Origin of the sequence: Evansella sp. AB-P1 (assembly GCF_029688925.1) — a bacterium.
Classification (GTDB): domain Bacteria; phylum Bacillota; class Bacilli; order Bacillales; family Salisediminibacteriaceae; genus Evansella.
The window spans coordinates 12,008-24,566 of record NZ_JARUKY010000007.1 but is presented as its reverse complement, the minus strand read 5'-3'; the positions used below and the strand labels follow the sequence as shown (position 1 = coordinate 24,566).

Below are 12,559 nucleotides of genomic sequence, written 5' to 3'. Positions count from 1 at the left end.
CAAGAACTGTGCCAAAGTAAATAATGTATAATTCATGGTGAAAAAATGGTTGTAAGCCCCAGTATTATAGTATGAGTTAGATGAATTTCATCAAAGAAAGATATTATAGGATTTGTAAGTAAAATAAAAAACGCCAGAAATTCGGCGTTTTCACATTAGATTATATTTTTTAATTTTATATTGTAGGGTTTGTCGAGGTATCCTTAATCCTTTAGCTGCTTGATTGATATTCCCTTTTGTTTCTAATAATTTTTCTTTAATTAGTTTTTCTTCCAATGCAGAAAGGTTTTCCTTTAGCCCATTATTTGACGTTAAAACTGGAAGATAGTTATCATTTTGATTATTAATAATCTCCATAATTTCTCTAGGGAAGTCATTCATTTGAATGACATCTCCCTCTACAAGATTCATAGCTGATTCAATGCAATGACGTAGTTCCCTAACATTACCTGGCCAATCGTAAGAAATTAATTTACTTAGAGCTTTTTCATCTACTGTCTGAACCCCTTTTTCAAAGGATTGATTAAATAAATCAATGAAAGTAGAAATCAAAAGTTCAATATCTCCTTTTCTTTTCCTTAATGGTGGGATTTCAATTGAAACGACATTTAATCGATAGTATAAATCTTTTCTTAATGTTTCATTATGTAACAATTTTTGTGGATTCTCATTTGTCGCTACCAGTACTCTAACATCTGTTTTAACACTTTTATTTGATCCGATTCTGCGAATTACCCCATCCTCTAGAACACGTAATAGCTTTGACTGTAATTCATATGGCATCGTATGTACTTCATCGAGAAATAAGGTTCCTCCATGTGCCAATTCAAAAAGTCCCTCTCGATTTTCTGATCCAGTAAAACTTCCCTTTGTTGTACCAAAAAGAGTACTTTCTAGTAAAGTGGAGGGGATAGCGGCACAATTTTGTGAAATAAATGGGCCGTGGCTCCTTCGTGATGCATGATGAATACCTTGAACAAGTAGTTCTTTTCCTGTTCCTGTTTCTCCGTAAACGAAAATAGGTGAGGAAGACCTTGCAATTTTTTTTGCCTTTTCTATAAGTTGTATCATATTAGGATCTTTTGTAATGATATCTTCAAAATAAAAGTGTGCATTATCATCATTTATAGGAACAGCTTTCGCACTTCGGCGATCAATTCTTGTTTGAATATCAATTAGTTTGTTCGATAATTGTTTAATTCTCGAATAATCTTTAGCAATTTCTACTGCACCTAATACAGTGCCTTTTACTTTTATTGGTATGGTCGTGTTAATTGTATCAATCATTTTTCCTTTTATATTTCGATACGTTTGGTGTTGATTAAATATAGGGACCCCTGATTCAATAACAGTTAACATCGTACTTGTTTGATTAGAAAGAGAAGGGAAAACATCAAGTAGAGGTTTTCCAATGACTTCTTCAGCTTGTAATCCATCATGCTCAGCTGCGATTTTATTATAATAAATAGTAATCCCATCTTTGTTGACCACATGAATTCCTTCATCGATACTATTTAGGATGGCTTTTAACATTTCATTTGTATCTGCATGAGAGGTGAACAATGGGTAGCCCCCTTGTCATTGCCGAAAATTAATCATTAGCGCTTAAATTTCGGCACTTTTAATTTTATCTTACTTCTAACATATGAAATTAGCAATGAATAGAATTCGAAAAAAGAAACCGGGATATCCGGCTTCTTCTCATTAGTCATATAATAGAATTTCTTTTTTACTAATCTTCCATTGTTGAAAGGTCACCAGCAGGTTCATTCATTTCCCAAGCCTTTAGGACCCTACGCATAATTTTTCCGCTTCTCGTTTTTGGGAGCTTTTCTTTAAACTCTATTTCTCGAGGGACTGCATGGGCAGATAATTCCGTTTTAATAAAGGATTGAATATCTTTTTTTAGTTCATCACTATATTGATACCCTTCTCGTAAGGCTACAAAGGCTTTAATAATCTGTCCTCGCACTTCATCAGGTTTACCTATTACCCCAGCTTCTGCTACAGCTTTATGTTCTACTAATTTGCTTTCTATTTCAAATGGCCCTACTCTTTCACCAGCTGTCATTATGACATCATCGTTTCGACCTTGGAACCAGAAATAACCATCTTTATCACGATAAGCTGTATCTCCTGAAACATACCAACCAGGTATAGAGAAGTATTCATTGAACTTTTTCTCATTCTTCCAAATTTTTCTCATCATGGAAGGCCAGCCAGCTTTTACAGCCAAATGTCCCATTTCATAAGGAGGAAGTTCTTCTCCCTTATCATTAATAATTGCAGCATCAACACCTGGAATTGGTTTTCCCATAGATCCTGGTTTTATTGGTTCAGATAAATAATTACAAATGAGCATAGCGCCAGTTTCAGTCATCCACCATGTATCGTGAATTCGATGCTGAAACACCTTATATCCCCAGCGAACAACTTCAGGATTTAAAGGCTCCCCTACACTTAAAATATGACGTAGTGAGGAAAGAGCATATTTTTCAATAATGGCTGGATCTGCTCCCATTAACATTCGGAAAGCCGTAGGTGCACTATACCAAACAGTTACATTATATTTTTCTATCGTTCCATACCAGTCGTCTGGAGAAAATCTACCTCCTCTTACTACATTTGTTACACCGTTGAGCCATGGACCAAAGATTCCGTATGATGTTCCTGTAACCCAGCCTGGATCAGCAGTACACCAATATACATCGTCCTCTTTTAAATCGAGTACCCACTTAGCAGTTTGATAATGTTGTAGCATTGCATTATGAACGTGGTAAACTCCTTTTGGCTTTCCTGTGGAACCTGAAGTATAGTGTAAAATTAAGCCATCTTCTAAATCAACCCATTCGATTGCATCATCATTAGAGGAAGCAACTTTCATTTCATCATAAAAGGAAACATAGTCTCTATTTGTAGGTAAATTTTCTCCCACTAATATGGTTGTTTGTAAGTCAGGTAGTTCATCAAAAGGTACCCTTGAGGTAAGATCTGGTGTTGTTACTAGAACCTTTGCTTCACTATCTTCCAATCTACTTTTTACTGCATCCTTCATAAATGCTTCAAATAAGGGACCGACGACTGCCCCTACTTTAATTGCCCCTAAGAGAGCGAAATAAAGTTCTGGAGACCTCGGCATAAAAATAAATACACGATCTCCTTTTTTAACATTGTACTTTTTAAACATATGTGCAGCTTGATTTGTTTTCTCTTTCATCTGTGAAAACGTATACATTTCATCTCTAGCTGAATCAGAATAAAGGAGTGCAACTTTGTCTCCATTACCTGCTTTTACATGACGATCAATAGCCTCATATGCCATGTTAACCTTCCCTGTTTCTGACCAGGAAAATTGTTTTTTTACATCTTCCCAACTAAAATTCTCTCGAGTTTTTTTGTAATTTTTAAGTTGATAGTTCCCATCCTTGGGTTTTAATAACTCCACCACAATGAACACCCCCGTGAAAAAATTCGATAAGTATAACAAACTTACGTCAATCATATACCCAATATTCTGAAATTTCAAATTATGTGTTTCGTTTTTGAAAAATTAATAAAAGCAATTGGGAAATTTCCAATTGCTTTATCGATTAATTGGTTTATTAGCAATATGTCGATTCTTCATTTCTGCTAATTCTATATCAGTGATATCTTGGAATGAACGAAATGTATAGTCATTTTCTTTGTAATAAGAAATCACTGTGGGTAGAATTTCAAGCAATGCTTGATTATTTCCAGTGTCGTGAAACAGTAGGACAATAAAGTCATTATCTATAGAGTCTTTAATTATAGAATTCTTCATTCCAGTAGGGTCATTAATGTTAGATCCAGCATCACCAGAAGATACATTCCAATCCACATATACATATCCTTTATCTTTCACATCTTCAGTAAGAAGAGGCATGAATTCTTCCCCACCGTATTCAAATGAACTATGATTAGATGACCCTCCAGGAAAACGGAAGATTGATGGTGGTTCCAATTGTAATGTATTTCTATATGCTTCTTCTGCAAGAAAAAAATCTTTATAGAATGTATCGAAGCTTGTGTATATCGAATATTCATGTGTAAAGGAATGGGGGAGAATCATATGACCTTCATTGTATGCTCTTTGAGTAATTTTAGGTTTTCTTTCCATTCGTTCTCCAATAACAAAGAAACTAGCAGGAATATCATATTTCTGAAGTATATCTAATACAGATGATGTAAGAGAGGTTGGACCATCATCAAACGTTAGGAAAACTTTTTTTTCTCCATTAGGATCCGTTTTTGCTTTATTATCATTTTTTTTCTGTTCAATTTTTTGTTCAAGTTGGTTTATCTGCTTTTTATAGTTATCGATTTGTTCATTTAGATTATTTATTAACTCTCGTTTCGATTCAATTTGAGCATGTAGATCATTAAGTTCTGATTTTTTAGTATCTTTTTTATGTTCGATCGTGTCATTATGCTCCCTTTTGATGGCTAAATCTTTTCGTAAACCGTCTATTTCCTCTTTGAGTTGGTCATTTTCAATTTTTAGCTGTTCGGTTTCTGATTTTAAATATTGAACACTTGAAATAGGTCCTTGAAAAAATAAAATAAGAAAACTGATTACGATGATTAATAAAAATACAGAACTGACTAAAAGGAAGGATTTCTTATGTTTTAACCATTTTTTCACGGAATGATCCTCCAATTCCATGTATAATGAATAACAGAAAGGTAGTGTTATTTGTAGGCTTTACACTATGGTCAAAGAATATGATGAAATTTACTACATGAAACTACATAATTCGTTTATAAAAATGAAAATATAGGGAGAGAGGTATTTTAATGGATTATTTAATTATTTTATTATTACTAGTTGTTGGGATCATTTTAATTAAAATTGTTGGGAAGGTATTAAAGTTTGTAATTGGAGTAGGACTTTTAGTAGTTATCATTTATTTAATTACTAATCATTTAGATATTCTTAGTGGCTTCTTTTAATGAGACTAAACCATCTGTTTTAAAATGGAGTTTAGAGGGGAACTAACTAATGAATAATTTATAAAGGGGCGTTTCATATGGAGACGAGACTTGAAAAGGATACATTAGGTGAAGTGGAAGTACCTGCTGATAAATGGTGGGGTGCACAGACTCAGCGAAGCTTAACAAACTTCAAAATAGGAACGGAAAAAATGCCATCAGAAGTAGTAGAAGCATTCACAATATTGAAAGAAGCTACAGCAAAAGCAAATGTCCGTCTGGGAAAACTGGAAGAAAAAAAAGGAGAAATGATAGTTAAGGTTTGTCAGGAGATTAGAAATGAGAATAAACTTGATCATTTCCCACTAGTTGTTTGGCAAACAGGAAGTGGTACTCAATCAAATATGAATATGAATGAGGTTATCGCATATCGTTCAAACGAACTTTTAAATAAAGCTAAGGAAGATATTATCGTTCATCCTAATGATGACGTGAATCGTTCTCAAAGTTCGAATGATACGTTTCCAACTGCTATGCATATAGCTGCTGTACTTAGTATTCAAAAAAAGTTACTTCCAGCTGTATCGAATTTAAAACATTCTATTAATAAAAAAAGAAAAGAATTTGAAAGCATAATTAAAATAGGTCGTACTCATTTACAAGATGCTACACCTTTAACTTTAGGTCAAGAAATTAGTGGTTGGGAATACATGCTTGAAAAAAGTGAACGAATGATAAAGGAAGGTGCTGAACATCTTCGGAATTTAGCAATCGGTGGTACTGCTGTTGGAACAGGTATAAATGCTCATCCAAAGTTTGGAGAATTTACTGCTGAAGAAATAAGTAGAATCACTGGTGAAACATTTTTTTCATCTGAAAATAAATTCCATGCTTTAACATCTCACGATGAAATTACATATGCTCATGGTGCAATAAAGGCATTAGCAGCTGATTTAATGAAAATAGCAAATGATGTAAGGTGGCTAGCTAGCGGTCCACGTTCAGGCATTGGGGAAATTACAATTCCAGCAAATGAACCTGGGAGTTCCATTATGCCAGGTAAGGTTAATCCTACTCAAAGCGAAGCGTTGACCATGGTAGTGTCACAAGTATTTGGTAATGACGTAACTATTGGCTTTGGTGCTAGTCAAGGAAATTTTGAATTGAATGTTTATAAACCTGTCATCGTTTATAACTTTTTACAGTCAGTTACGTTACTCTCAGATGGTATGGAATCTTTTCGAGAAAAATGTGTAGTTGGCATAGAAGCTAATGAGGACGTAATAAACGAGCACGTAAAAAACTCACTAATGCTTGTTACTGCTCTTAATCCGTACATAGGTTATGAGAAAGCAGCTGAAATCGCCAAAAAAGCCCATAAAGAACAGACGACTTTGAAAGAAGCTACTTTAGCATTAGGGTATTTATCAGAAGATGAGTTTGATAAGTATGTTAATCCTAAAAAAATGGTTAAGCCAACTGAATAAATCAAAGTGAAAGTCAAAATCAATATTAATTACATATTGATTTTGACTTTCATTTATTATTCTACCCTGAAAATACAAATGATTCTGGAGTGAGAGGAAGCGACTCAATCGATGAAACTTCAAATCCACTACCCGTTGTCTCGACGGATGAGGCTACAGAACAACACTATACATAGGTAGATAATAAAGTGGCACTACAACTGGCAACTCTAAAAATTCATGATAGGTGATAGTGAAGAAGAAGGCTGAACCATCGAGATCCTGCGCATTGTTGATTTGCAGGTTCATTGGCATCCCTATATAGGCTTGCAAACCTTTTTTTTCTTTTGCATGCGTATTGGCTTCCTTCTATCGGCCTGCAAACCTCCTTTTTCCATTTGCAGGCACATTGGCGACCGCAAAGTAGAGAAACCATAGAAGTGATTTTAGTGAAAGAATATTTTCATCCCCCTTGGTGCAAATTCATACTTGCATGGGTGGTCTACCCTGAAAATAAGTATTGGTTCAGGAGTGAAATGAGGTGACTTCAGTAATGAAACATCACTTCACGAATCCACCTATAAAAATAGAAGTTTTTTTTTATTTATGTTACTGTAAACAAAACTGTTCTGATGTAGTTGAGGGAGAGATAATAATGAAAATTATTGATTTACATTGTGATGCATTATTAAAACTATGGGAGGATCGAAATCGTTCCTTCACAAATGCTTCGAAGGTAGAAACAAATTACGAACGATTAAGAAAAGGAAACGTGAAAGTTCAGTTATTCGCTATTTTTATTGAACCTCACTTTTCTTCAGACATTAAATTTCAAATTGCTCTAGAACAAATCGATCTCTTCCATACTGAAATTATTGAGAAACATGAAAATATAAAGAAAATCGAACGTTGGGAAGAGGTTGACAAATTAGAGGAAGGTGAAATAGGGGCAGTATTAACGTTAGAAGGCGCTGATGCCTTTGGAAATGATTTAACAAAGCTTCGAACGTTCTATCAATTAGGAGTGAAATCCATTGGCTTAACATGGAATAATGGGAATTTATGTGCTGATGGTGTTGGTGAAACTCGAGGGGGAGGCTTGACAGAGCTAGGCTTTGAAGTAGTTCGGTTAAATAATGACTATGGTGTTTGGACGGATGTATCTCATTTGTCACAAGCTGGTTTTTGGGATGTAATAAATGTTTCTGATTTTCCTGTTGCAACACACTCTAACTCCATGACTATTTGTGACCATAGAAGAAACTTAACAGATGAGCAGGCACAAGCAATTTTTAAAAAGAATGGTTTTATCGGACTTGTATTTAATCCACCGTTTATTAATGGAAAAGACCAAGCTTCTTATGATGATATTGTTAAGCATATTGATCATTTTAGTGCTCTTGGTGGAGTTGAGCATATAGCATTTGGATCGGATTTTGATGGAATTATAAATTATGTAAAAAATTTAGAGCATGCTGGTAAATATCAAAAATTTATTAATCATCTATTAAAATATTATAGTGAAGAAGAGGTAAAGGGCTTTGCGTATGAAAATGTATTCAATAAACTTTCACGTTTATAACATCATCTCCACGTACTATCGGACTAAATAAAGTCTCACAGTATAAAAGGAGGGCTGTGTGATGGAGGAGTATATTAAAAGAGCACTTCAAGACATAAAAGATTATTCAGTAATTAATGACGTGAAACCAATAAGTGGTGGAGATATTAATGAAGCTTATTATGTGAAAACTGAAAAACGTCAATATTTCCTAAAATGCAATACAAAAGTGGAACCAGAATTTTTTGAAGTGGAGATGGAGGGGCTACTTGCATTAAAGAATTCAAATGCTGTTCAAACTCCTCATATATATGGTGTGTATAAGGATAATAAGACTGATTTCTACTCCATTATATTAGAATGGATAGAAGGGGAAGCTACATGTACTACTGGTGCTCAACTTGGTATACAACTAGCAAATCTTCATCAATTCATTGGAGATTCCTTTGGATATGACCATACCACATACATTGGAGAATTAAAGCAAGTAAATGGTTGGTGGAAAAATTGGTCTGAATATTTTAAAGAGTGCCGTTTGAAGCCCCAGATGATGCTAGGAGTTCAGCAAGGTAAAATGGATAGTAAACGATTGTTTAAAATGGAGTATTTACTGGATCATATTGAAAATTGGATCCCCAATAATGTTTCTCCTGTTTTACTACATGGTGATCTTTGGGGTGGAAATTGGATCGTGGGACCTAAAGGAGTGCCTTACTTTATTGATCCATCTGTTTTCTATGGACATAATGAAATGGAAATATCCTTTACTGAATTATTTGGAGGCTTTCCATCAACGTTTTATGAAGCGTATCATGAGGTATTGCCAATAGATGAAGAGTATCATAATAGAAAAGAGATTTATCAGCTCTACTATCTTCTTCTTCATTTAAACCTTTTTGGAGAAATGTATGGAGGGTCAGTGGATCGGGTTTTAAACAGGTTTTATGCCTATTAAAGGAGGTTTTTTTATTGGTGACAAATAATGAAATAAAAAAAGCAACATTTGCAGGAGGCTGTTTTTGGTGTATGGTCACACCATTTGTTGAGCAAGCTGGCATTCGACAAATACTTTCAGGCTATACTGGTGGCCATGTTGAAAATCCTTCATATGAAGAGGTTTGTACAAATGAAACAGGACACTTAGAGGCAGTAGAAATTACGTATGATCCAGAAGTATTTCCTTATGAAAAACTGTTATCTATTTTCTGGAGTCAAATTGACCCTACAGATGCAGGTGGACAATTTCATGATCGTGGAGAATCGTACAAAACGGCTATTTTCTATCACAATGAAGAACAAAAGCAATTAGCAGAAAAATCTAAGAAGGAACTAGAGGAAAGTGACCGATTCGAAAAACCTATCGTTACAGAGATCAGAAAAGCATCTACTTTTTATACTGCAGAAGATTATCATCAAGACTATTATAAAAAGAACCCCCTCCATTATAAAATGTATAAAAAAGGTAGTGGAAGAGAAGATTTTATAAAAAATAACTGGGGTGAGTAAAGTGTCAAAAAATATGAATGATCTAAAGAAAAATTTAACAAAAATTCAGTATGAAGTAACACAAAATAATGGAACAGAGCAGCCCTTTAAAAATGAGTATTGGGATTTTTTTGAAGAAGGGATTTATGTAGACGTCGTTTCAGGGGAACCATTATTTAGTTCTAAGGATAAATTTGATTCTAGCTGTGGATGGCCTAGTTTTACTCAACCAATTCATGAAGAACAAATAGTAGAAAAAAATGATTTTACACATTTTATGGTACGTACAGAAGTTAGAAGTAAAGAAGCAGATTCCCATTTAGGGCATGTATTCAATGATGGACCTCCACCTACTGGTTTAAGATATTGTATAAATTCTGCTGCTATTCGGTTTATTCCGAAAGAAGAGTTAGGAAATAGAGGATATGAGAAGTATAATTACATGTTTGAAGATAACTAGACACTCTCATCTATGGAATAGACCATAGTTGTGAGTGTCTAGAAAGAAGTTAATAATGTACTTTAATATCTTATTCGATTAATGACTGCTGCAAGTTCAAATTTTCTTGGCATAGCTAAATCTACCGGATATTTGTCTAATGATGATGAAAGAACATCAATTCCTTTATTTTCAATATCATCATATAAATTATTTATGGATTCCTTTATTGGTTCATTCTTCCGTTTATTCTCTTTTAATAAATATCGAATCATATAGGTGATGGTTTTTGTTTGACTAGAGTTGATTAATTGTTCGATTGCATGTAGTTGTAATGACTCTCTATCAATCATAATAGTGTATAAACCTTTATTACTGATTTTTCCCTTACTGCCTAATTTTCGATTAATGTAATCCCATTCGAAATTTCTACGGGCATGAGAAGGAACAGAGATGTTGGATGCCTCCACATTTCGATTTGTATTATTTTTCTTTGCAATATTCATTGCCTTTTCTGTTCGATCAAAAGCTCTGTATTCTTCCATCATAATAACATGATCAGCAACATCAAAGTAATCTCCTGATCCACCAATGACAAGGATTGTGGAGATTTTTTCTTTTTCGAATAAAGGCTTTACTTGATCGATAAAAGGAGTGATAGGTTCTTTTTCTTTTTGAACCAGTTGTTGCATTCTTCCATCACGAATCATGAAATTTGTTGCGCTTGTATCTTCATCAATTAGAAGAAGAGATGTATCCATCTCCATTGCTTCAGCTATATTTGCTGCCTGTGAAGTACTACCACTTGCATCCTCTGTAGAAAAACTAACGGTATTTTTACCAAATGGTAGTTCATTAATAAAATTAGATATATTAACGTTATGAACTGCTCGACCATCTTCTGCTCGTATCTTTACAGCAGAATCCTCTGTTAAAACGAACTCCCTCCCATCCCCAATTTTATGGTTATATACTCCTTTTTGAATCCCTTTAAGTAATGTACTTTTTCCATGAAATCCTCCACCAACAATGAGAGTAATCCCTTTTGGAATTCCCATGCCTTTTATTATACGATCGTTAGATAAGGGAATGGTTACTTCATATTCTTTAGGAGAGAGAAATGGTATAGCTTTTTTTCTGCTTAATGGTTTTTCACTATGGCCACTCTCTCTTGGTAAAATGGAATCATTTGCAATGAATGATACAATGTCATTTGATCTTAAATAATCTCTGATGATTTTTTGATCGTCTGCTAATTGGATCATACCCTTTAAGTATTCTCGATCATATTCATTTATCACTTTTTTAAGTACTTTTGGTAAGTATTCACATAATAGCTGAATTCCTTGTTTCCCTAATATAGTTCTTCCACGTGCAGGTAGGCCAATATAAAATCTAAACTCAATACTTTCCGTTGAAATAGAAACTGAACTTTGTTCAATGACTTCTTGTCCAGGTGTATCTATAGTTACCAAACCACTTTTTCCAGTTCCTTTTATATGGTTAGGAATAGTAGCAATCACTTTTGAAAAAAATGAAGTGAAAGTATGTTCAAACGCAACTTTACGATCATATGTTGAAAAATCTGTTTCTTGCAAATCTGTGTTTTTCAAAGGGACAATTAATCTTACTTTTGATGGTGCGGCAAATGGATCTCCTTGGACGTAGTCAATACTCAATGTATAAAAAGATCCCTTATACAAGCCACATATGCTTTTTAAAGCTTTATAGCTTTTACCATCTAGTTTTGTTAACGTCTCTTTTAACTGGTTCATGAATAATCCCCTCCAAATAACCTTACTACCTTACTATATAAATAACATAAAAGTAACAATGCTCCAAACAAAATAATGCATATAACTGTTTAAAGTGGAAAGGCTAATTTTGTAAAAAGAAGTCAAAGGAGAAGTGAATTCATGGGAAAATGTATTAAAATATTCTTTGTCCTATTTTTTTTAATTGCAGTCGTACCTTTTCATAGCGTTTTTGCAAATGATGTAACTAATAATGGCTATTTAAGAATGTTACATGCATCTACAGATGCCCCGAACCTAGACATTTATGTAGATAAGGAAAAGATGTATAGCGAGGTCTCTTTTAAAAGTATAAGTGAGTTTATCCCAATTAAAGAGGGAAGCTATAAAGTTAAAGTTTACCCAGAAGGAGCTAACCCTAACAAAGAGAAGCCCATTATAAAGGAGAAAATAAAAGTTAAAAATGGAGATACCATTACACTAATGGTAATAGGGAAAGAAAATGAATTTAAGTTACAATCTGTACCAGATGATTTAAGTGTTGATGAGGAAAAGGGAAAGATTAGGTTTGTTAATCTAGCGGAAGATGTCCAAAGTTTAGATTTAATCACCACGGACTTATCCATAAATGATATTAAATATAAAGGTAGTAGTGATTATATAATAATCAAACCTAATTCCTATGATTTTGAGGTAAAAATAAAAGGTCAAGACAATGCAATTTATGAAATACCTAATTTAAAAATAATGGCAGGATCTAATTATTCTATATTTGCTGTAGGTTTATTAAAAGGGGAACCGGGTCTAGAACTTTTAATTACGAAAGATTCTATTACAAAATAACTAATGGAGTGGATATAATTTCCACTCCTTTTCAATTAAATTTGTAATATAATTGTTATAC

Annotated in this window: 11 protein-coding genes; 7 read left to right on the top strand and 4 right to left on the bottom strand. The window is 33.8% G+C overall.

Going from position 1 to position 12,559, the window contains the following annotated elements; genetic code table 11:
• Positions 1-150: 150 nt before the first annotated feature.
• From QA612_RS08385 to QA612_RS08375, 3 genes are all read right to left on the bottom strand, one after another.
• Positions 151-1,563, bottom strand: coding sequence for a sigma-54 interaction domain-containing protein (locus tag QA612_RS08385; RefSeq protein WP_481804427.1), 1,413 nt, complete (start codon positions 1,561-1,563; stop codon positions 151-153).
• Positions 1,564-1,732: 169 nt separating this feature from the next.
• On the bottom strand, positions 1,733-3,502 hold the full coding sequence (acsA, locus tag QA612_RS08380) for an acetate--CoA ligase (protein ID WP_481804426.1): 1,770 nt from the start codon (positions 3,500-3,502) through the stop codon (positions 1,733-1,735).
• Positions 3,503-3,583: 81 nt separating this feature from the next.
• Complete coding sequence (locus QA612_RS08375) at positions 3,584-4,663, bottom strand: polysaccharide deacetylase family protein (protein WP_278283344.1); 1,080 nt, start codon at positions 4,661-4,663, stop codon at positions 3,584-3,586.
• Positions 4,664-4,815: 152 nt separating this feature from the next.
• Between QA612_RS08375 and QA612_RS08370 the strand changes: the two genes are divergently transcribed.
• The 6 genes from QA612_RS08370 to msrB all read left to right on the top strand — a co-directional run bounded on the left by QA612_RS08370 (position 4,816) and on the right by msrB (position 9,922).
• Complete coding sequence (locus QA612_RS08370) at positions 4,816-4,971, top strand: hypothetical protein (protein ID WP_278283343.1); 156 nt, start codon at positions 4,816-4,818, stop codon at positions 4,969-4,971.
• 77 nt (positions 4,972-5,048) lie between these two features.
• Positions 5,049-6,437 (top strand): class II fumarate hydratase, encoded by a 1,389-nt coding sequence (fumC, locus tag QA612_RS08365; protein WP_278283342.1) that lies wholly within the window; start codon positions 5,049-5,051, stop codon positions 6,435-6,437.
• 634 nt (positions 6,438-7,071) lie between these two features.
• Positions 7,072-7,998, top strand: a complete 927-nt coding sequence (locus QA612_RS08360) for a dipeptidase (RefSeq protein ID WP_278283341.1) — start codon at positions 7,072-7,074, stop codon at positions 7,996-7,998.
• A 61-nt stretch (positions 7,999-8,059) separates the two neighbouring features.
• Positions 8,060-8,932 carry a fructosamine kinase family protein gene (locus QA612_RS08355; RefSeq protein WP_278283340.1) on the top strand — a complete coding sequence of 291 codons (873 nt, stop codon included), beginning with the start codon at positions 8,060-8,062 and terminating at the stop codon, positions 8,930-8,932.
• A 17-nt stretch (positions 8,933-8,949) separates the two neighbouring features.
• The gene (msrA, locus tag QA612_RS08350; RefSeq protein ID WP_278283547.1) at positions 8,950-9,483 is read left to right on the top strand and encodes a peptide-methionine (S)-S-oxide reductase MsrA; all 534 of its coding nucleotides are present in this window, start codon (positions 8,950-8,952) and stop codon (positions 9,481-9,483) included.
• Positions 9,484-9,496: 13 nt separating this feature from the next.
• Positions 9,497-9,922, top strand: a complete 426-nt coding sequence (gene msrB, locus QA612_RS08345; RefSeq protein WP_278283546.1) for a peptide-methionine (R)-S-oxide reductase MsrB — start codon at positions 9,497-9,499, stop codon at positions 9,920-9,922.
• Positions 9,923-9,984: 62 nt separating this feature from the next.
• Here msrB and QA612_RS08340 read toward each other — a convergent pair whose 3' ends face one another.
• Entirely contained in the window at positions 9,985-11,676 is a 1,692-nt protein-coding gene (locus QA612_RS08340) for an ABC-ATPase domain-containing protein (protein ID WP_278283339.1), read from the bottom strand.
• Between the two features lie 141 nt (positions 11,677-11,817).
• Here QA612_RS08340 and QA612_RS08335 point away from each other — a divergent pair, with 141 nt between their 5' ends.
• Complete coding sequence (locus QA612_RS08335; protein WP_278283338.1) at positions 11,818-12,498, top strand: DUF4397 domain-containing protein; 681 nt, start codon at positions 11,818-11,820, stop codon at positions 12,496-12,498.
• Positions 12,499-12,559 lie beyond the last annotated feature (61 nt).

Excerpts from the sequence above, each read along its gene's own strand:
- acsA (WP_481804426.1), bottom strand. The coding sequence starts at position 3,502 with ATGATTGACGTAAGTTTGTTATACTTATCGAATTTTTTCACGGGGGTG.
- QA612_RS08370 (WP_278283343.1), top strand. The coding sequence starts at position 4,816 with ATGGATTATTTAATTATTTTATTATTACTAGTTGTTGGGATCATTTTA.
- fumC (WP_278283342.1), top strand. The coding sequence starts at position 5,049 with ATGGAGACGAGACTTGAAAAGGATACATTAGGTGAAGTGGAAGTACCT.
- QA612_RS08360 (WP_278283341.1), top strand. The coding sequence starts at position 7,072 with ATGAAAATTATTGATTTACATTGTGATGCATTATTAAAACTATGGGAG.
- QA612_RS08355 (WP_278283340.1), top strand. The coding sequence starts at position 8,060 with ATGGAGGAGTATATTAAAAGAGCACTTCAAGACATAAAAGATTATTCA.
- msrB (WP_278283546.1), top strand. The coding sequence starts at position 9,497 with ATGAATGATCTAAAGAAAAATTTAACAAAAATTCAGTATGAAGTAACA.
- QA612_RS08340 (WP_278283339.1), bottom strand. The coding sequence starts at position 11,676 with ATGAACCAGTTAAAAGAGACGTTAACAAAACTAGATGGTAAAAGCTAT.
- QA612_RS08335 (WP_278283338.1), top strand. The coding sequence starts at position 11,818 with ATGGGAAAATGTATTAAAATATTCTTTGTCCTATTTTTTTTAATTGCA.